The organism is Pseudomonas sp. P5_B3 (genome assembly GCF_056400405.1).
The window spans coordinates 1-20,044 of sequence record NZ_JBFULI010000080.1; the positions used below are offsets into that span (position 1 = coordinate 1).

General features: G+C 62.0%; 20 protein-coding genes and 1 pseudogene. 3 read left to right on the plus strand and 18 right to left on the minus strand.

From position 1 onward, the window contains the following. A partial coding sequence (locus tag AC1DRN_RS28180) for a helix-turn-helix domain-containing protein (protein ID WP_477786865.1) occupies positions 1 to 114 on the plus strand: 114 nt, incomplete at its 5' end. 166 nt (positions 115 to 280) lie between these two features. On the opposite strand, the gene AC1DRN_RS28185 is transcribed toward AC1DRN_RS28180, so the two are convergent. Then, entirely contained in the window at positions 281 to 1,069 is a 789-nt protein-coding gene (locus AC1DRN_RS28185) for an AraC family transcriptional regulator (protein ID WP_223463135.1), read from the minus strand. 86 nt (positions 1,070 to 1,155) lie between these two features. On the opposite strand from AC1DRN_RS28185, the gene AC1DRN_RS28190 reads away from it, so the two are divergent. Next, the gene (locus AC1DRN_RS28190; protein ID WP_223463134.1) at positions 1,156 to 2,154 is read left to right on the plus strand and encodes a bile acid:sodium symporter family protein; all 999 of its coding nucleotides are present in this window, start codon (positions 1,156 to 1,158) and stop codon (positions 2,152 to 2,154) included. A 43-nt stretch (positions 2,155 to 2,197) separates the two neighbouring features. On the opposite strand, the gene AC1DRN_RS28195 is transcribed toward AC1DRN_RS28190, so the two are convergent. The 6 genes from AC1DRN_RS28195 to ribBA form a co-directional block, all read right to left on the minus strand. Continuing rightward, positions 2,198 to 3,913 carry an amidase gene (locus AC1DRN_RS28195; protein WP_223463133.1) on the minus strand — a complete coding sequence of 572 codons (1,716 nt, stop codon included), beginning with the start codon at positions 3,911 to 3,913 and terminating at the stop codon, positions 2,198 to 2,200. Between the two features lie 264 nt (positions 3,914 to 4,177). Further along, positions 4,178 to 5,332, minus strand: a complete 1,155-nt coding sequence (locus AC1DRN_RS28200) for an ABC transporter ATP-binding protein (RefSeq protein WP_223463132.1) — start codon at positions 5,330 to 5,332, stop codon at positions 4,178 to 4,180. 16 nt (positions 5,333 to 5,348) lie between these two features. After that, positions 5,349 to 6,158, minus strand: coding sequence for an ABC transporter permease (locus tag AC1DRN_RS28205; protein WP_007976227.1), 810 nt, complete (start codon positions 6,156 to 6,158; stop codon positions 5,349 to 5,351). A gap of 6 nt (positions 6,159 to 6,164) precedes the next feature. Further along, positions 6,165 to 7,097: an ABC transporter permease gene (locus AC1DRN_RS28210; RefSeq protein WP_223463131.1), complete on the minus strand. Its 933-nt coding sequence runs from the start codon at positions 7,095 to 7,097 to the stop codon at positions 6,165 to 6,167. Further along, positions 7,094 to 8,119 (minus strand): ABC transporter substrate-binding protein, encoded by a 1,026-nt coding sequence (locus AC1DRN_RS28215; RefSeq protein ID WP_223463130.1) that lies wholly within the window; start codon positions 8,117 to 8,119, stop codon positions 7,094 to 7,096. The genes AC1DRN_RS28210 and AC1DRN_RS28215 overlap by 4 nt, the downstream gene beginning before the upstream one ends. A gap of 329 nt (positions 8,120 to 8,448) precedes the next feature. After that, positions 8,449 to 9,558, minus strand: a complete 1,110-nt coding sequence (ribBA, locus tag AC1DRN_RS28220; RefSeq protein WP_223463129.1) for a bifunctional 3,4-dihydroxy-2-butanone-4-phosphate synthase/GTP cyclohydrolase II — start codon at positions 9,556 to 9,558, stop codon at positions 8,449 to 8,451. Positions 9,559 to 9,628: 70 nt separating this feature from the next. On the opposite strand from ribBA, the gene AC1DRN_RS28225 reads away from it, so the two are divergent. Then, positions 9,629 to 9,925 (plus strand): DUF1330 domain-containing protein, encoded by a 297-nt coding sequence (locus AC1DRN_RS28225; protein WP_223463128.1) that lies wholly within the window; start codon positions 9,629 to 9,631, stop codon positions 9,923 to 9,925. 134 nt (positions 9,926 to 10,059) lie between these two features. Here the strand turns inward: AC1DRN_RS28225 and AC1DRN_RS28230 are convergent, their stop codons facing one another. The 11 genes and pseudogenes from AC1DRN_RS28230 to AC1DRN_RS28280 form a co-directional block, all read right to left on the minus strand. Continuing rightward, complete coding sequence (locus AC1DRN_RS28230) at positions 10,060 to 10,623, minus strand: NUDIX hydrolase (protein ID WP_056723948.1); 564 nt, start codon at positions 10,621 to 10,623, stop codon at positions 10,060 to 10,062. A 1-nt stretch (position 10,624) separates the two neighbouring features. Continuing rightward, complete coding sequence (locus AC1DRN_RS28235; RefSeq protein WP_223463127.1) at positions 10,625 to 11,377, minus strand: GntR family transcriptional regulator; 753 nt, start codon at positions 11,375 to 11,377, stop codon at positions 10,625 to 10,627. Between the two features lie 86 nt (positions 11,378 to 11,463). Beyond that, positions 11,464 to 11,853 carry a carboxymuconolactone decarboxylase family protein gene (locus AC1DRN_RS28240; protein WP_007991919.1) on the minus strand — a complete coding sequence of 130 codons (390 nt, stop codon included), beginning with the start codon at positions 11,851 to 11,853 and terminating at the stop codon, positions 11,464 to 11,466. Positions 11,854 to 11,872: 19 nt separating this feature from the next. Beyond that, on the minus strand, positions 11,873 to 13,324 hold the full coding sequence (locus tag AC1DRN_RS28245) for an NAD-dependent succinate-semialdehyde dehydrogenase (protein WP_223463126.1): 1,452 nt from the start codon (positions 13,322 to 13,324) through the stop codon (positions 11,873 to 11,875). Positions 13,325 to 13,460: 136 nt separating this feature from the next. Next, positions 13,461 to 13,946: a flavin reductase family protein gene (locus AC1DRN_RS28250; protein WP_223463125.1), complete on the minus strand. Its 486-nt coding sequence runs from the start codon at positions 13,944 to 13,946 to the stop codon at positions 13,461 to 13,463. Positions 13,947 to 13,958: 12 nt separating this feature from the next. Then, positions 13,959 to 15,440 carry an aldehyde dehydrogenase gene (locus AC1DRN_RS28255; protein WP_457266279.1) on the minus strand — a complete coding sequence of 494 codons (1,482 nt, stop codon included), beginning with the start codon at positions 15,438 to 15,440 and terminating at the stop codon, positions 13,959 to 13,961. Next, positions 15,437 to 16,270, minus strand: coding sequence for an alpha/beta fold hydrolase (locus AC1DRN_RS28260; RefSeq protein WP_223463123.1), 834 nt, complete (start codon positions 16,268 to 16,270; stop codon positions 15,437 to 15,439). The genes AC1DRN_RS28255 and AC1DRN_RS28260 overlap by 4 nt, the downstream gene beginning before the upstream one ends. Positions 16,271 to 16,314: 44 nt before the next feature. Continuing rightward, the gene (locus AC1DRN_RS28265) at positions 16,315 to 16,905 is read right to left on the minus strand and encodes an amino acid synthesis family protein (protein ID WP_007978708.1); all 591 of its coding nucleotides are present in this window, start codon (positions 16,903 to 16,905) and stop codon (positions 16,315 to 16,317) included. 216 nt (positions 16,906 to 17,121) lie between these two features. Then, positions 17,122 to 17,403 (minus strand): annotated as a pseudogene (locus tag AC1DRN_RS28270) (hypothetical protein); the annotation flags it as partial. Positions 17,404 to 17,539: 136 nt separating this feature from the next. Further along, positions 17,540 to 18,172, minus strand: a complete 633-nt coding sequence (locus tag AC1DRN_RS28275; protein ID WP_057396633.1) for a response regulator — start codon at positions 18,170 to 18,172, stop codon at positions 17,540 to 17,542. 35 nt (positions 18,173 to 18,207) lie between these two features. Next, entirely contained in the window at positions 18,208 to 19,572 is a 1,365-nt protein-coding gene (locus AC1DRN_RS28280; RefSeq protein WP_223463121.1) for a cache domain-containing protein, read from the minus strand. Between the last annotated feature and the right edge of the window lie 472 nt (positions 19,573 to 20,044).

A 20,044-nucleotide genomic window follows, 5' to 3' on the forward strand; every position in this document is an offset into this window, starting at 1 on the left:
GGGGGCGAGCGGGTGACCGATGTCGCATTGGCCTGCGGCTACGACTCGACGTCGGCGTTTATCGCAGCCTTCCGCCAGCAGTTTGGCGAAACGCCGGGGGAGTTTTTTCGCTGAGCCCTGCACCGTACATCTCTGTTGCCTGTCAGTCCGCCATCGCGAGCAAGCTCGCTCCCACAGTTTTTTGTGTCGAGCACAGGTTTTGTGTACACCCATACCCCTGTGGGAGCGAGCTTGCTCGCGATGGCGGACTGACAGGCAACAGAGATGTACGGTGCAGGGCTCAGCGAAAAAACTCCCCCGGCGTTTCGCCAAACTGCTGGCGGAAGGCTGCGATAAACGCCGACGTCGAGTCGTAGCCGCAGGCCAATGCGACATCGGTCACCCGCTCGCCCTGTTCCAGTGGCGTCAAGGCGCCGAGCAGGCGCAAACGCTGACGCCAGGCGCGAAACGTCAGGCCGGTGTCACGCAGGAACAGGCGACTGAGGGTTTTCTCGGTGACGCCGAATTTGTCGCTCCAGTGGCTGAGGGTGGTCTGTTGCTCCGGGTGCGACTCCAGGCTTTGGGCGATTTGCCGCAATCGGCTGTCCTGGGGCAGGGGCAGCATCAAATCGATCTGTGGCGCTTGCGCCAACTGATCCAGAATCACCTGGGCCAACCGACCGTGGGGACCGTCCTGATCGTATTCCACTGGAATCTGGCTGAAGGCGCGGATCAACTCGCGCAACAGATCACTGACCTCCAACACATGACAGCCCGGCTGCGCCCACGCCGAGACGCTGCAATCGATGTACAGGCTGCGCATTTCCGTGCGCGGCGAACTGAACACCCGGTGCGGCATGCCCGCCGGAATCCACACCGCACGCTCCGGCGGGGCGACGAAGCGCCCGACGCCGGTCTGTATTTCGAGCACGCCCGCAATCGCATAGGAAAGCTGTACCCACGGATGGCTGTGGCGCCGGGTCAGTGCGCGATTGGGCAGCGATTCGGTACGGCCGTAGAGCGGTCGCGGCAGGCTGGACAGCCCGGGAATACTGCGTCGAACACTCTTGTCATGTCCTTTGGGCGGCATCAGCTGGCTCATCGGCGTTAGTCGGTAATTCCCAGTCACGTTAGAGTCGCTTTCACGTACTGGCAACCCCCCGGATGATCAACCCCATGACTCGCCCCCGTTTGTTACCCGACAACTTCACCCTGACCCTGATCGGCGTGGTGACGCTCGCCAGCCTGCTGCCCGCCAGCGGTCAGGTCGCGGTCGGTTTTGGCTGGCTGACCAACATCGCCATCGCGCTGCTGTTTTTCCTGCATGGCGCCAAGCTGTCCCGCGAGTCGATCATTGCCGGTGCCGGGCACTGGCGCTTGCATCTGCTGGTGTTCAGCCTGACCTTCGTGCTGTTTCCGTTGCTCGGCCTGGCGCTAAAACCGCTGTTGTCGCCACTGATCGGCAACGACCTGTACATGGGCATGCTTTACCTGTGTGCGCTGCCCGCTACGGTGCAATCGGCGATTGCCTTTACTTCGCTGGCACGGGGCAATATCCCGGCGGCGATTTGCAGCGCGGCAGCGTCCAGCCTGTTCGGGATATTCCTCACGCCATTGCTGGTGACCCTGCTGCTCAATGTGCACGGCGAAGGCGCCTCGACCCTCGACGCCATCCTCAAGATCAGCGTGCAGTTGCTGCTGCCGTTCATTGCCGGGCAAATCGCGCGGCGCTGGATCGGCAACTGGGTGGCGCGCAACAAGAGCTGGTTGAAGTTCGTCGATCAGGGTTCGATTCTGCTGGTGGTCTACGGCGCGTTCAGCGAGGCGGTGATCGAGGGGCTCTGGCACCAGATTCCGCTGCTGGACCTGGCTGGGCTGGTGGTGGCGTGCTGCGTGGTCCTGGCGCTGGTGTTGGTGGCCTCGACCGTACTGGGCAAGGCATTCGGTTTCAACCAGGAAGACCGCATCACCATTCTCTTCTGCGGGTCGAAGAAAAGCCTGGCGACCGGCGTGCCGATGGCCCAGGTGTTGTTTGCCGGTAGCACCATTGGCGTGCTGATCCTGCCGTTGATGCTGTTCCACCAGATTCAACTGATGGTCTGTGCGGTGCTGGCGCAGCGTTATGCCAATCGGCCGGAATCGATTCCGGAGCTGATGGCTCAAGTCGACCCCTGATGATCCGGGACTGGAGCGGTAAAGGCTCCAGTCCCGGTGTCGATTACCGCTTGTCAGCCGTCAATGGCGGCGTGCGCGGCGGGATCATGCGTTTGTTGCCGGTCGACTCGAACGCCGATGCCAGGTGCAGCAGCGAAGAGTCGTCATAGGCGCGCCCGGCAAACGTCAGGCCGACCGGCATGCCGATGTCCGGCATCACGCCCATCGGCACGGTGACTGTCGGCACGCCCAGGTGACGGATGGCGAGGTTGCCGTTGGCGACCCAGACGCCGTTGCTCCAGGCGATATCCGCCGATTGCGGATCGACATCGGCATTCGCCGGACCCACGTCGGCGACCGTCGGGAACAGCACTGCGTCGAGACCCAGGCGATCCATCCAGTCTTCCAGATCGATCTTGCGGGTTTTCTCCAGTCCGCGCAGGCCGTCCGGCATCGTGCTGATCTGGTCCCACGGGGTGATGCCGCGTTCGGCCATGCGCACGTATTCGTCCATGCCGGCAACCAGGTCGCCTTCGCGGTTGGGCAGGGTGCCCGGGTCGTGAGGGAAGATCTGCGGGCCGTCGACATCGACCAGGCGATTCAGTTTCGGGTCGCCGTTCGCTTGCAGGAAATCATCGAACGCCCAGGCGGTCAGGTCCCACAGTTCATGGTGCAGGAATTCCTTGGAAACGATGCCGCGATTGAACACGGTCGGCGCACCAGGGCGATCGCCCTCGCAATTGGAGACCAGCGGGAAATCCACGTCGATCACTTCGGCACCCGCGTCTTCGAGGGCCTTGCGTGCCTGTTCCCAGAGCCCGATCACCGAAGGACGGGTGTTGATGCGTTGGCCGGTTGGGCCGCCGATGCCTGGCGCTTCAGAGGTGCCGGCTTCTGGATCGGCGTTGATGTACATGCGTGGAATGCCGAACTTCTTGCCTTTGAGCGCCTCGCTGTTGGCGGCCAGCGCCGCGTAGGATTTGGGGCGCACCAAGGACGAGCTCGGGATCGGCACCCAGGGTTGCAGGCGCCACAGATCGCCACGGGTGTCCGGGTCATCGGCCACTACCACGTCGAGCACTTCGAGCAGGTCGGCCATGCTCCGGGCAAACGGCACGACCACGTCCATTGTCGGGGTCAACGGCCAGTTGCCGCGCACCGAGATCACCCCGCGTGACGGCGTGTAGGCGCACAAACCATTGTTCGAGGCCGGTCCACGGCCGCTCGACCAGGTTTCTTCCGCCAGGCCGAAGGCCGCGAAACTTGCGGCAGTGGCAGTACCCGCGCCGTTCGACGAACCGGAGGCGAAAGGGGCGGTGAGGTAGTCAGCGTTGTACGGGCTCTCGGCGCGGCCGTAGACGCCGCGCTGCATCCCGCCGTTGGCCATCGGCGGCATGTTGGTCTTGCCCAGGCAGATCGCCCCGGCAGCGCGCAGGCGCTCGATGGTGAACGCATCGCGATAGGCAACCAGGTCCTTGAAGGCCGGGCTGCCGGATGCGGCGGTGAGGCCCTTGACCAGATAGCTGTCCTTGGCGGTGTAAGGGATGCCGTCCAGCGGGCCCAGCGTCTGGCCCTTGGCGCGACGGGCGTCGGACGCCTGGGCCTCGGCGAGCGCTTCGGGGTTGCGCACCACGACCGCGTTCAGGGCCGTTGGCGTTTCGGGGCCGTCATAGGCGTCGATCCGCGCGAGATAAGCCTGGACCAACTCAACCGACGTGGTCTGGCCGGATTCGAGCGCGGCGCGCAACTCGGCAATGGAAACTTCGGTAACTTCGATCATGCTGCCACCGCCGCTTGCAGGTGGAGGGTCCCAAACACTTCACTTTTCTCGAAATGGACTTTCATATCGTTATTCTCGTTGCACTGTGTGGCACGACAGGGTCGGGTGTTAAAAATACTGAGCACTATTTAGCATTAAACCGGGATTATAGGAATCAGTTGTCCAATTTATCTTACAGGCGACAGAAAAAAGGCCACCACAACCCGACGTTGTGGTGGCCCGAGGGTGACTCATTATAGTGGCTCGCGCGCGCAGGCCAATGGATCAGTGAGCGCCGGCGGCCTTGTTCAGGTCGCTTTCGGCCCATTCGGTGTAGACGCAGGCATCGGCGGTGGCCCAGCGCACCCGCACCGGGTCACCGGCCTTGAGCGGCATGCCGGCGGCGGACAGTGCCTTGACCGTCATCGAGGTGCCGCCAGCGGTGACCACGCTGCAGGTCTGGCTTTCGCCGAGAAACAGCACCTCCACGACATTAGCCGAGACTTCGTTCCAGCCGGCGGCCAGCGGTTCGGCAAGGGCTTGTTCATTGCTCAGGGCCAGGGCTTTTTCCGGACGCACCATCAGCAGCACGTCCTGATCGGTGTGCAGGCCGGCGGTGAGGCGGATCGACAGTGCCTGGCCTTCGAAGCTCGCCACCGCATTACCCTGGGCCTTGAGCTTGAGGAAGTTCGAGTTGCCGAGGAACGACGCGACAAAGGCGTTCGGCGGGTTCTGGTACAGGTCATAGCCGCTGCCGAGGCCGACGATCTTGCCGTGGCTGAAAATCGCGATGCGCTGGGACAGGCGCATGGCCTCTTCCTGATCGTGGGTCACATAGACGATGGTGATGCCCAGGCGTCGATGCAGCTGACGCAGTTCATCCTGCAAGTCTTCACGCAGTTTTTTGTCCAGTGCACCGAGGGGTTCGTCCATCAGCAGGATGCGTGGTTCGTAAACCAGCGCCCGGGCGATAGCGACTCGTTGCTGCTGGCCACCGGACAGTTGCGAAGGGCGGCGATGGGCAAATTGCTCGAGCTGCACCAGTTTGAGCATCGCATCGACCCGGCGCTCGCGTTCGGCGGCGGCCAGTTTGCGAATGGCCAGCGGGAAGACGATGTTGTCGCGCACTGACAGATGCGGGAACAGCGAATAGCGCTGGAACACCATGCCGATGTCGCGCTTGTGCGGCGGCACGTTCACCAGCGACTGGCCGTTGACCAGGATCTCGCCGCTGCTCGGGGTTTCGAACCCGGCCAGCATCGACAGCGTGGTGCTTTTGCCCGAGCCGCTGGAGCCGAGGAAGGTGAGGAATTCACCGTCCTTGATGTCCAGCGAGATGTTGTCCACGGCGGCAAAGTCGCCGTAGTGCTTGTTCAGGTTACGCAGGCTGACCAGGGGTTTGTCATTTTGCTGCGCGGAATCTTTGATCACTGCACTCATGTCGTACTCCTGGCGCTCAAGCGCTGATTTCGTTGCGCCGGCGCAGAGCGGCGGCGATGACCATGACCAACACCGAGAGGCCGATCAGCAGCGTCGAGGCGACGGCGATCACGGGCGTCAGATCCTGGCGCAGGGTGGTCCACATTTTCACGGGAAGGGTTTGCAGGGTCGGGCTGGCCATCATCACGCTCAGCACCACTTCATCCCACGAGACGAGGAAGGCGAAGAGGGCGCCGGCCACCATGCCCGGACGGATCGCCGGGAATGTCACCTTGAACACCGCTTGCAGGCGCGAGGCACCGCAGATCACCGCCGCATCCTCGATCGACTGGTCGAACAGCTTCAGCGAGTTGATGATCGAGATGATGGTGAACGGCAACGCGACGATGACGTGGCTGACCACGAACGCGAACATGGTCCCGGTGTAACCCAGTTTCAGGAACAGCGCGTAGACCGCCACGGCGATGATCACCAACGGCACGATCATCGGCAGGGTGAACAGGCCGTAGAGCATTTCCCGGCCGGGGAAGCGGCCACGCACCAGGGCGAATGCGGTCGGCAGGCCCAGCGCGACGGCGAAGAACGTAGTCAGCACCGCGACCTTGAGGCTGGCCATCGCCGCGTTCATCCAGTCGGCGTTGGAGAAGAACTGGCCGTACCATTTCAGCGTCCAGCCCGGTGGCGGGAACACCAGCCATTGCGACGAGCCGAACGACAGCAGCACGATGAACACGATCGGCAGCAGCAGGAACAGCCCGATCAGCCCGGTGGTGGCATAAAGGCCGAAGCGCATGCGCCGGCTCATGGCATTGGGGGTCAGGAGCATGACGGCTTACCTCGCGTTGCTAGCGCCAACCGGGGATTCCGGCTGGAGCTTCAGGTAGAAGTAGAACAGCACCAGCGTGATCACGATCAGCAACGCGGCGCCGGCGCTGGCCAGGCCCCAGTTGAGGAACGACTGCACCTGCTGAATGATGAACTCGGGCAGCATCATGTTCTGCGCACCGCCCAGCAGCGCCGGGGTCACGTAGTAACCGAGGGACATCACGAACACCATCAAACCGCCGGAGAACAGCCCCGGCCGGCACAGTGGCAGGAACACCCGGAAGAAGTTGGTCCAGGGGCTGGCGCCGCAGATGGAACCAGCCTGCAGGATCATCGGGTCGATGGCCTGCATGGTCGCCTGCAATGGCAGCACGATGAACGGGATCATGATGTAGCTCATGCCGATCACCACGCCGGTGAGGTTGTGCACCATCTCCAGCGGTTGATCGATGATGCCCATGGCCATCAACGCCTTGTTGATCACCCCGGAGGCTTGCAGCAGCACCAGCCAGGAGTAGGTGCGGGCGAGCAGGCTGGTCCACATCGACAGCAGCACGATGTTGAGGATCCAGCGACCCCAGCCACGGGGCACCAGGGTGATCGCCCAGGCCAGCGGGAAACCCAGCAACAGACTGAACAGCGTCACCAGTCCCGCCACCGAGAAGGTGTTGAGCAACACCCGCGCATAGGCCGAGTTGGCGAACAGTTGCTCGTAGTTGCCCAGGCCCGGCACCGGTTCCAGCACGCCGCGCAACAGCAGGCCAATCAGCGGCGCGAGGAAGAACAGGCCGAGGAACAGCAGGGCGGGGATCAGGTTGCTCGATCCGCGCCAGCGTTGGGCCAGGCTTGGCGATTGCGTCATTGCAGCCGCCTTGCCGGCAGCGCCAGGGGCGCTCCCGACTGACGTGGAGGGACGGGATGCGGTTGCCGTCATTTTCATTTGACCAGCCATTCGTTCCACCGTGTCGCGATGGCAGGACCGTTCTTGGCCCAGTACGCGAAATCAAGAGTGATCTGATCCTTGGCGTAAGCGGTCGGCAGATTCGGGGCGAGCACCGAGTCCAGGCGCTGCACGCTGTCGACGTTGACCGGGGCGTAGGCGGTCAGGTTGGAGAAGTCGGCCTGGCCCTTGGCACTGCTGGCGTTGGCCAGGAACTTCATCGCCGCGTCCTTGTTTTTCGAACCCTTGGGAATGACCAGGATGTCGGCCATGACCAGGTTCTGCTTCCAGCTTACGCCGACCGGGGCGCCGTCTTCTTGCAGGGCGTGAATCCGGCCGTTCCAGAACTGGCCCATGCTCGCTTCACCGGAGGCCAGCAACTGCTGCGACTGCGCGCCGCCGCCCCACCAGACGATGTCTTTCTTGATGGTGTCGAGTTTTTTGAACGCGCGGTCCAGGTCCAGCGGGTAGAGTTTGTCGGCAGGCACGCCGTCGGCCAGCAGCGCCAGTTCGAGCACGCCAGGGCTTGGCCATTTGTAGAGGGCGCGCTTGCCGGGGTAGGTCTTGGTGTCGAACAGCGCGGACCAGTCCTGAGGCTTGCTGGCGCCGAGCTTGCCTTCGTTGTAGCCGAGAACGAAGGAGAAGAAGAACGAACCGACGCCGTGATCGCTGACGAAGCGCGGGTCGATCTTGTCGCGCTGTATGACTTTGAAGTCGAGGGGTTCGAGCAAGCCTTCGGAGGCGGCGCGCAGGGCGAAGTCGGCTTCGACGTCGACCACGTCCCATTGCACGTTGCCGCTTTCGACCATGGCCTTGAGTTTGCCGTAGTCGGTCGGGCCATCCTGCACCACGGTGATGCCGCTGGCCTTGCTGAACGGGTCGGCCCAGGCCTGCTTCTGCGCATCCTGGGTGCTGCCGCCCCAACTCACGAAGTTGACGCTTTCAGCCGCCAGCAATGCCTGGCTGGTCACGCTCAACAGTCCCGCAAAAAGAACCGCGGTCGCACGTTTGTTCAACACCATTTTCACGCCCTCATTGTTGTGTTTATGAGCGGGGCTTTCGAGTGCCCGCCTATCGGGAGCATCAGTCCGTCGAGTCAGTGCTGACTGTTCGGTCTATGGAATATCATATTATGGTATTCCAAACTTTGTGCAAGCACTTTGCCGTACCGACTATCAGCCGAAAGTGGATTTTTGGGTTCTGGGGATTGGCCGGAGCCGGTCAGGCAACGCAATCCCCTGTAGGAGCGAGCCTGCTCGCGATGAGGGCGTGTCAGTCGATATAAGTGTTGACTGTCATGCCGCCATCGCGAGCAGGCTCGCTCCTACAATGAATTGCGCTAAATCGAGGGTCACTCGGTGAATGGAATACTCTCGACCACCTCCAGGTCATACCCGGTCAAACCCGCATACTTCAGTGGCGGCCCCAGGTGGCGCAATTTGCCAACACCCAGGTTCTGCAGGATCTGCGCTCCAGTGCCCACCTCCGAATAAATCCGCGACTGCGAACGGCTGAACTGCCGTGGCGGCTGGGTCAATTGCGGCACGCGTTCGAGCAACGCCTGGGAGGATTCGTGATTGGCCAGCACCACCACCACGCCGTGGCCTTCGGCGGCGACTCGCTGCAAGGCGGCCCACAACGTCCAGTTGCTCGGCCCGCTGTATTCGGCGCCGACCAGGTCGCGCAACGGGTCAATCACATGCACCCGCACCAGCGTCGGCTCATCGCGACGCAAATCGCCCATGACCATAGCCATGTGGACACCTCCTTCGATGCGATCCTCAAAGGTGATCAGACGAAAGGTGCCATGCACGGTCGGCAGGTCACGTTCACCAATGCGCACGATGGTGTGTTCGGTGCTCAGGCGATAGTGAATCAGGTCGGCGATGGTGCCGATCTTGATCCCGTGCTTGCGCGCGAACACTTCCAGGTCCGGGCGGCGGGCCATGGTGCCGTCGTCGTTCATCACTTCGACGATCACCGAGGCGGGCGTATGGCCGGCCAGGCGGGCCAGGTCGCAGCCGGCTTCGGTATGGCCGGCACGGGTCAGTACGCCGCCTTCCCGGGCGCGCAACGGGAAGATATGGCCGGGTTGCACGATGTCGGCAGGGCCGGCATGGGCGGCGACAGCGGCGGCCACGGTGCTGGCACGATCTGCAGCGGAAATGCCAGTGGTCACACCGACGGCGGCCTCGATAGACACGGTGAAGGCGGTGCTGAACACGCTGCCGTTGCTCGGCACCATCTGCTCCAGGCCCAGGCGCTTGCAGTGCTCGTCGGTCAGGGTCAGGCAGATCAGGCCCCGGGCTTCACGGGCCATGAAACTGATCGCCTCGGGTGTGCAGCAATCGGCGGCCAGCAACAGGTCGCCTTCGTTTTCCCGGTCTTCATCGTCCACCAGCAGGACCATTTTGCCGAGGCGGTAATCTTCGATGATTTCTTCGATGCTGTTGAAGGCCATGCTGGAGTCTCGGTATTTGTTGGATTGGTAATGTGGTATACCATAATACAAAATAAACCGAGAGGTCACTATGAAGGCGTACTGGATTGCTCATGTGGATGTCACTGACCCTGATCAATACAGCCAATACACTCAGCGGGCGCCGCAGGCGTTTGCCTTGTATGGCGGTCGGATTCTGGCGCGGGGTGGGCGCAGCGAGGCGATGGAAGGTAGGTCTACGCCGCAGCGCAGTGTGGTGATCGAGTTTGATTCCTATGAGCAGGCGGTGGCTTGCTATCACTCGGCGTTGTATCAGGAGGCGAGGGGGCACCGTGAGGGTGTGGCGAAGGCAGAGGTGATTATTGTCGAGGGCATGGCGCCGCTCTAACCAACACCGCTTGACCCTGTAGGAGCGAGCCTGCTCGCGAAAAACGTCAGAGCAACGCGTTCGGTCAGTCAGCACGCGTCATCGTTGACGACCATCGCGAGCAGGCTCGCTCCTACAGGGGAGTGGGGGATTTTTCAGCGGATGAAATGGATTTTGCCGCTGTCGTCATTACCCATGTAAATGCCATACACCCCAGCCTGACGCTCTTCGATATAGCGCTCAAGGATCTGCCGGATCGCCGGGTAGTAAATACTGTCCCAGGGAATGTCCTCGGGCGCGAAGAATTGGTAGTCGAGGGTTTCCGGGCCGTACTGCCCGGTAATCTCCAGCGCGATGGCGCGGAAGATGATGTACACCTCGCTGATCTGCGGCACGCTGAAGATCGAATAGGGCGAGACGATTTCCGCACGCACGCCGCTTTCTTCCCAGACTTCCCGCAGCGCGGCCTGCTCGGTGGTCTCGCCACTTTCCATGAAGCCCGCCGGCAACGTCCAGGTGCCGGGGCGCGGTGGAATCGCGCGCTGGCACAACAGGTACTTGCCGTCCTGCTCGATGATGCAGCCGGCAATGATCTTCGGATTGACGTAATGGATGTAGCCGCAGCCGCGACACATCAGGCGCTCGTGCGTATCGCCCGGCGGCAGCTGTGACCTAAGGTCTGCGCTGCCGCACTTGGGGCAAAAGCTCGGGCTGAACATTTCAGCGACCTATGCGCGGTTCTTTCAGCGCGATGGGTAGGGTGATCTGCGGCGTGGCGCCGGTTTCTTCCTGTTTGCGCTTGAGGTAGTCCAGGGCCACGGCAGCGGCCGCTCGCACGTGGTCGACGCACGCCTGGTGGGCGGCCAGCGGGTCACCGCCCTTGATCGCCTCGACCATGCGCTCCATTTCCTGGTTACTGGCGCTGCGACGGTTTTCCTGGGACACCGAGGTCGCGCGCAGGTAGCTGATGCGTGCCTGCAATTGACGCAGTTGAGTGGCCGCGACATGGTTGCCCGAACCTTCAAGCAGCACATCGTAGAAACCCTGCACCGAGTCGATGACCTGTTGCAGTTCGCCGTCTTTGAGCGCCTTGCGGTTTTCTTCCAGGGCTTTTTCCAGGGCCTTGATGTCCTTGGCCTTCGCGCGCAGGGTGAACAGTTGCACGATCAGCCCTTCGAGTACGCAGCGCAGCTCGTAGATGTCGACGGCATCGGCCAGGGTAATGATCGCGACCCGCGGGCCCTTGGCGTCGGCGAATTCCACCAGACCTTCGGATTCCAGGTGACGCAAGGCTTCGCGCACGGAAGTACGGCTGACGCCCAGGCGATCGCACAGATCGCGTTCGACCAGTCGGTCTCCCGGCATGAGCTGGAAGTTCATGATGGCGCTTCGCAGTTTATCCAGCACGATTTCGCGCAGGGTGACCGGGTTGCGATTGACCTTGAAGCTGTCGTCGAGTGGCAGGCGTTTCATGGGGTCCGCTCTGATTGTGGCTGTCCATGCAAAAAGAGCACTTCGATTACGGGAATCCATGTGCTCTGTCATCAAACAGCCAAGGGTTAACTGGAGGCCTCGGCATCGGCTTCGGCGAAGGCTTCACGGGCGAGCCGGAAACTGTCTACGGCAGCGGGGACACCGCAATAAATGCCGACCTGAAGCAATATTTCGCGTATTTGCTCACGACTCAGGCCGTTACGCAAGGCGCCGCGCACATGCAGTTTGAGTTCGTGGGGCCGGTTGAGGGCCGAGATCATCGCCAGGTTGATCATGCTGCGCTCCTTGAGCGACAAACCCTCACGGCCCCAGACATGACCCCAACAATACTCGGTGACCATTTCCTGCAACGGTCGGGTGAAGTCGTCGGCGTTCTCGATGGAGCGATTGACGTAGGCCTCACCCAGCACCTGGGTGCGGATCTTCAGGCCTTTTTCGTATTTTTCGTTGTTCATTTGCGTAGCTCCCGTGGGCTCAGAGGCCGCCCATCAAGGTGTATTTGAGTTCCAGGTAATCCTCGATGCCGTACTTCGACCCTTCACGGCCCAGCCCCGAGGACTTGATGCCGCCAAACGGCGCGACTTCGGTGGAAATCAGCCCTTCGTTGATCCCGACCATGCCGTACTCCAGCGCCTCGCTCATGCGCCAGGCGCGGCCCAGGTCGCGGGTGTAGCAGTAGGCGGCCAGGCCGAATTCGGTGTCGTTGGCCATCTCGACGGCCTGGGCCTCGGTGTCGAAACGGAACACCGCTGCCAGTGGACCGAAAGTTTCTTCCTGGGCGACTTTCATTTGCGTGGTAACGCCCGCCAAAACGGTTGGCTGAAAGAAGCCGTTGCCCAATGCATGGCGTTCGCCGCCGCACAGCAATTGTGCGCCGTGGGCCAGCGCGTCCTGCACGTGGTCTTCGACCTTGGCCACGGCACGCTCATTGATCAGCGGCCCTTGGGTGACGCCATCCTCGAAACCGCTGCCGACCTTGAGTTGCGAAACCCGCTCGGCCAGGCGCGCGACAAAGGCGTCGTGGATGCCGTCCTGCACCAGGAAACGGTTGACGCAAACGCAGGTCTGCCCGGCGTTGCGGAATTTGGCGATCAACGCGCCGTCAACGGCACGCTCCAGGTCGGCATCGTCGAAGACAATGAACGGCGCGTTGCCGCCCAGTTCCAGCGAGACTTTTTTCAGCGTCGGCGCGCACTGGGCCATCAGCAATTTGCCGATGGCAGTGGAGCCGGTGAACGACAGTTTGCGCACCAGGCTGCTGCCGGTCAGCTCACCACCGATGGCCACGGCGTCGCCGGTGATCACATTGAAAATACCCGCTGGAATGCCGGCCTGTTCCGCCAGAGCCGCCATGGCCAGCGCCGAGAAGGGCGTTTCCGGGGCCGGTTTGACGATGCACGGGCAACCGGCGGCCAGTGCCGGGCCGGCCTTGCGCGTGATCATCGCCGCCGGGAAGTTCCACGGCGTAATGGCCGCGACCACGCCAATCGGCTCCTTGCTGACCACGATGCGCGCATCACCCTTGTGACTGGGAATGGTGTCGCCGTAGATGCGCTTGGCCTCTTCGGCGAACCACTCGATGAAGCTCGCGGCGTAGAGGATTTCGCCCTTGGCTTCAGCCAGTGGCTTGCCTTGTTCGAGGGTGAGGATTTCAGCCAGGGCGTCGGCGTTTTCCAGCATCAAGGCATGCCAGCGCTTGAGCGTGTTACTGCGCTCCTTGGCGGTCAGCGCGCGCCAGGCCGGCCAGGCTTTGTTGGCGGCATCGATGGCTAGACGAGCGTGTTCGGTACCGAGGTTCGGCACCTGGCCGATCAACTCGCCGGTGGCTGGATTGAAGATGTCCTGACAGGCGCCATCCGGCGCGTCCAGCCACTGGCCATCGATGTAGGCCTGCTGACGGAACAGTAACGAAGCTGCTGGGCTCATGCCGGCTCCTGAGAAAAGTGATGGACCCTGTGGGAGCGAGCTTGCTCGCGATAGCGGACTGACATTCAACATCTATGTCGACTGATACACCGTCATCGCGAGCAAGCTCGCTCCCACAGGGGATTGTGTAGATCCGTCAGGCCAGGGTGGGCAGCGGCCCCAGCTTGCCTTTGTGGTAGATCATCGGCGTCACCGGTTGCGCGGGCAGGATCAGGTTCTTCACCGCGCCGACGATGATCGCGTGATCGCCGCCGTCGTATTCGCGCCACAGTTCGCACTCGATGATCGCCGTCGCCTTGGCGAGGATCGGATTGCCCAGTTCGCTCAAGTGCCACTCGATGCCTTTGGCCTTGTCCTTGCCTTTACCGGCGAAGGCATAGGCTTCGGCGGTCTGGTCGGCGGACAGCAGATGAATCGCGAACTGCTTGCTGTCGCGCAGCACCGGGTAGGTGTCGGAGCCGTAGTTGGGGCAGAACAGCACCAGTGCCGGGTCGATCGACAGCGCACTGAAGGCGCTGGCGGTGATGCCGACGATGCCGCCGGCCGGGTCCAGGGTGGTGACCACCGTGACCCCGGACGGGAACGAGCTCATCACGTCTTTGTAAATGCCGGGTTCGATCATTTTCCAGGACTCCTAGCGCATCACGAAGGGATCAGGCATCGGTGCCTGGGACAGGTTGATCCACACCGTTTTCAGCTCGGTGTAGGCCAGCACCGAATCGATGCCGCTTTCGCGTCCATAGCCGCTGTTCTTGAAGCCGCCGATCGGCGCCATGGCCGAGACCGCGCGATAGGTGTTGACCCAGATGATCCCCGAACGCACGTCCCGGGCCAGTCGATGGGCACGACCCAGGTCACGGGTCCAGATGCCGGCGGCGAGGCCGAACTGCGAGTCGTTGGCAATCGCCAGGGCTTCGGCTTCGTCTTTGAAACGGATGACCGAAGCCACCGGACCAAAGACTTCTTCCTGCATGATCTTCATCGAGTTGCGGTCGCATTCGAACAGCGTCGGTTCGTAGAACCAGCCGTCGCCCAGATTCTCCGGACGCTTGCCGCCCAGGCGCAAGCGCGCACCTTCGGCAATCGCGTCGGCCACCAGGCCTTCGACCACGGCCAGTTGTTGGGCGGTGGCCATCGGGCCCATTTCGCTGCTGTCGTCCTGGGGGTTGCCAATGCGGATGCGCCGGGCGCGTTCCACCAGACGGCCGACGAATTCGTCGTAGATCTCGTCCTGCACCAGCAGGCGCGAACCGGAGACGCAGCTCTGCCCGGAGGCGGCGTAGATCCCGGCGATGGCGCCGTTGATCGCGCTGTCGAGGTCGGCGTCGGCGAAGATGATGTTCGGCGATTTGCCTCCCAGTTCCAGCGACAGCTTGGCGAAGTTCTCCGCGCTGCTGCGCACCACATGCCGCGCCGTGGCCGCGCCGCCGGTGAAGGCGATCTTGCGGATCAGCGGATGGCGGGTGAGGGCGGCGCCGGTGCTCGGGCCATATCCGGTGACAACGTTGACCACCCCCGGCGGAATCCCGGCTTCCAGGGCCAGGCGCGCCAGTTCAAGAATCGTTGCCGAAGCGTGTTCCGACGGCTTGATCACGATGGTGTTGCCCGCGGCGAGGGCCGGGGCGAGTTTGATCGCGGTCAGGTACAGCGGGCTGTTCCACGGAATGATCGCGGCGACCACGCCCATGGCTTCGTGCACGGTGTAGGCAAACAGGTCCGGCTTGTCCAGCGGCAGGGTGCCGCCTTCGAGCTTGTCCGCCAGGCCTGCGGTGTAGTGGAAGAACTCCGGCAGATAGCCGACCTGGCCACGGGTTTCGCGGATCAGCTTGCCGTTGTCGCGGCTTTCCAGCTGCGCCAGTTGTTCTTTGTTTTCGGCGATCAGGTCGCCCAGGCGCCGCAGCAATTTACCGCGAGCGGTGGCGGTCAAACCGCGCCAGGCCGGGCTGTCGAAAGCGGTTTGCGCGGCTTGTACGGCGCGTTCGACATCGGCTTCGTCGGCATCGGGCAATTCGGCCCAAGGCTCGGCCAGCGCCGGGTTGAGGCTTTCGAAGGTCTTGCCGGACAGGGCATCGACCCATTCACCGCCGATGCACATCTGGAAGCGTGCGAGTGTCATGCAACGATCCCCTTGATCTGGTTTTGTTTGGAGTGCGCGGCCTGCAGAAACTCCAGCAACAGCTGGTTGACCAGGCGCGGCGATTCTACGGGCATCATATGCCGTTGCTCGGCGAGGACGGCAACGGTCGCGCCGGGAATGCGTTCGGCCAGTTGCCGGGCCATTTCCGGGGTCGAGCCCGGGTCCAGTTCGCCGGTGGCGATCAGCGTCGGCACCTGGATGCTGGCCAGGTCGTCGGCGCGGTACATGTCCTGAGTGGCGAACAGCTCATAAGTGGTCAGGTAACCCTGGGGGTCATTGCCGGCCAGGGTCTGGCGAATCGCCGCGATCTGCGCCGGGTTGGCCGCCTGGTATTCACGGCTGAACCAGCGCGACAGCGCCGCTTCGGCATTGGCGTCCGGTCCGTGTTCGGCAGCCTGGCTGGTGCGGGCAATGACCCCGGCGCGCTGTTCGGCGCTGCGGTTGAACACGCTGTTGAGCACCACCAGGCCTTCCAGGCGTTGCGGGTAGTGCAGGGCAAACGCCCGCGCCACCAGCCCGCCCATGGAAAAACCGATCACCGTTGCCTTGGGCAATTGCAGGTGGTCGAGCAGCTCCAGCAACTGGTCGGCATAGCCGAGCAGCGGCGTGCCGCTTTCCGGGCGCGGGCTGGCGCCATGGCCGAGCATGTCGTAGGCGATGACGCGGTACTTCGTGGCCAGGCCAACGATCTGGCCGCCCCACATTTCTTTGTTCAGGCCCACGCCGTGGATCAAGACCACGGGCTGGCCTTGGCCGGTCGCCAGGTAACTGGTGCCAGCCGGGGTGAGTTCAGCGGTGAGCCGAATCATGGAGCGCTCCTGCAATGCCTTCTTGTTGTCGTTCTGCTGGCCGGTTACTGGGCTTTTTCGGCGGCCAGTTCTTCCAGGTCGATGTAACGGTTGCCGATGCGCGGGTGCAGGCGGCCGCCGTCGGCGCAACCCAGGACCACGACGATTTCGTCGGCACGCGGTGCGTCTTCGATCTGCATTTCCAGAGTGATGTAGTGCGAACGCAGGCCTTCGTCGTCCTTGTGCATCATCGGGATCTGAATCGAGGTGCCCGGGCCGCCGCGCTTGTTGGTGAAGCTCAGGTAGCTCTTGGCCTTGACCGCTTCGCGGTAATGGTTGCCGAAGCGCAAGGTGTGGATCACCGCCGAAGCGTGCTCGATTTCGCCATCGGCACCGACCACGGCAGCCTTGCCGTAAGCCTCGATTTTCTCGGCACCGCCGATGATGCCCACCAGGCGTTCGACCATCAGTGCGCCGAGGTCGGAGCAATTGGCGCGGATCTGTGGTTTGAGGTCTTCGACGAAACCGTTGCCCAGCCAGGGGTTCTTCATCACCACGGCCAGACCGACCATGGTCACGGGCTTATCGGTGGCTTTGCCGCCTTCGATAAAGGTTTCTTCGACATAGCTGACGATCTTGCGGATTTCGAAACTCATGAGCTGCTCCGTAGAGGTTTGGGTGTCTGTGCGTCTGATGGTATACCATAATATAGGAAGCACAAGACCCTGAAATGAGTTTCTGGTCGGATGGCGATGAAAAGGCGGCAGGGCGGGGGAAATGCGTCGTACGGGCCGCTCAAAAAAAACACAAAAAAAAACCCGGCTGTTCAGGCCGGGTCTTTCGTCGAGTCTTGCGGTACCGCCATGCATTCAGGCGTTGCGGCTTTCGATCAGGCGGTCGGAACCACCTTCGGCAACACGGTTGCCATTCAGATGATCGGAGCCGTCAGCAGCAACACGGTTGTCATTCAGGTGATCAGAACCATCAGCCGCTACACGATTCTCGATCAGACGATCGGAGCCACCCTCGGCCACACGGCTTTCAATCAGACGATCCGAACCGCCTTCGGCGACAACTGGCTGAGCAGAAGTAGCGGCAAAAGCGTTCACTGCAAAAACCGAGAAAGCGATGCTGAGGAAGGTTTGGCGTTTCATGATGGTGTGCTCCGGGTTGTTATGGGTGGGTACGGAGCAGATGTTACGCCGTGGATTTTTTAAGAGAACTTCATTGAATCAATGGTGACTATCGACGCAGTCAATGGATCGCAGATCCCTGTGGGAGGGTGGGGTGTTAGCGAGAAATAAGCCCATGATCGATGGCGTATTTGACCAGCGCCGCCGGCTTGTCGATGTTGAGCTTGCGCCGAATGCTCAAGCGGTGTGTCTCCACCGTGCGCACGCTGATGTCCAGTTCCCGGGCCATTTCCTTGTTGTTCAACCCTTGCGCCATCTTCGACAGCACCTGGCTTTCCCTCGGGGTCAGTTCGTTGTCGGTGTTCCTGTCGGCGATCAGCCGCTGGGCGATTTCGGCGCTGTAGAAGGTTCCGCCGCTGCTGATGGCTTCGATGGCGGCGATGATTTCCCGTGACGGGGCGTTTTTCAGCACGTAGCCGCTGGCGCCGGAGCGCACCGATTCACTGACGTACTCGTAATTGTCGTACATGCTCAGCACCAGCACCTTGAGCGACGGGTATTGGCTGCGTAGCACGCGGGTCAGTTCCAGGCCGTTCATGTCCGGCAGGCTGATGTCGACCAGCAGCAGGTCCGGCTGGCAACGTCCGACCATCTCGATGGCTTCGGCGCCGTTTTCCGCTTCGCCGACCATTTCCAGGGGCGACATCACGGCCAGCAGCGCCTTGATGCCGTCGCGGACCAGGGAGTGATCGTCGACCAGGGCGACGCGGATCGGGGAGGGCAGGTTCATCGCAGCTGTTCACTCTTGTAGTTTTTGGGGCCGGGTCAGCGCTTTGCGCCAGGTTTCATCGGCAGCAGCACGTCCAGCTCGCTTCTGCCCGGCATCGAGATCAAATCGAAGCGTCCGCCAAAATGTTCGACGCGTTCGCGGATGTTACGCAAACCAATGCCGGCCTGACGACGTTCGACCTGGGCGACGTTGAAACCGATGCCGTCATCGACCACGGTCAGCCGCACCGATTGTTCGCAGCCGCGCAGGGTAATGGATACGTTCTTCGCCTGCGCATGGCGTTCAATATTGGTCAGGCCTTCCTGGACGATGCGGAACAGTGCAACAGCCGCGCCGTCGACCAGTTGGCAGTCGAATTCATTTTCGTCATAGGTCACGCTCAGCCCGCTGCGCTGCTCGAATTCGGCGGCCAATTGGCCGATGGCCGCCGGCAGGCCGAGGGTGTCGAGCAAGGATGAGCGCAGGTCATGGGAGAGACTGCGGACTTCGCCGATGGCATCGCCCAGGCGCTCGGTGGCGTCCCTTAACGTGTTCAGGCCCTTGTCGTGGGCTTGTCCGCGTTCCAGCAGATGGCTGGCCAGTTCGAACTGAAACTTGATTGAAACCAGCACCTGGCTGATACCGTCGTGCAGTTCACGGGACACCCGGGATCGTTCCTCCTCCTGCAGGCTGACAATGCGCTGGGTCAGGCGCTGCAGTTTCTTGTCCGCCAGCCGGTGTTCGCTGACGTTGAGGGTCATGCCGGTGGCGAACACGAACAGCACCGCGACCAGGGCGACCACGGCGATGGCCATCATGGTCTTGCGGATGCCCATGGCCACTTCGGCACGGGCTTGCTGGGTGGCGCGCTCGACGTCTTCGAGGTAGATGCCGGTGCCGAGCATCCAGCCCCAGCGATCGAGCATCACCACATAGGCGAGCTTGTCGGTCACCTGGCCGGAGGAGGGTTTGTTCCAGGCGTAGCGTTGAAAACCTTCGCCCGATTGTGCGCTTTTGAGCAGCGCCTGGATCACCGGCAGGCCGTGGGGGTCTTTCATGTCCCACAGGTATTGGCCCACCAGTTCCGACTGGCGTGCGTGCATCAGGCTGCGGCCTTCATGGTCGTAGACGAAGAAGTAGCCGTTGATGCCGAAGCTGAGCTTGCGCAGTTCTTCCAGCACTTGTTGCTGGGCGTGGGCATCGCCGTGGCCGTCGTCGTACAGCGGCTCGATCAGGCTTTTCGCCATTTCCACGTAGTTTTTCAGCTCCGCGCGCTTGCTCGCCAGAATGCTGTCTTCGATCAGTTGCGCCTGTTGATCGCCCAGTTGGCGGTTGAGGGAAATCACCAGCGCACAGATGACGGCAATGGCCAGCACCAGCGGCAGAATCCCGAGGGCGACGATCTTGTGTTTGAGCTGCATGTTGACTCCTGCCCGCGCGAAGGCTCGGGATCATATGCCAAAGATACCCTGGGCCTGTAGCGTTGCTGGACGGAATGACTGACGGCCGGGACACCATTCAATTGAAATGCAGAACCTGTGGGAGCGAGCTTGCTCGCGATGAGGGCGGCACATTCAGGAGTGATGTGACAGACAGTCCGCTATCGCGAGCAAGCTCGCTCCCACAGTTGATATGTGTCGGATGTGAAGTCTGTGTACACCCTCGCTCCCACATCTATGGTTACCCCCTTTTCTGCAATACTGTTGTTGATGTCGTGTTTGGCTTGCTTTCATCTATCCGGCGTCTGAGTTGGGGTTGTGGCCCCCGCGCCTCGATGAGAATCGATGCCCAACGACCCTAATTAGGGGAACGGCCTTGCAGCCGTGTGAGAGCCCAGGGTTGTCGTCAGGCCGGTTGGCCGTTCATGTCATCAGTTATCCAGCATCGCAAAAC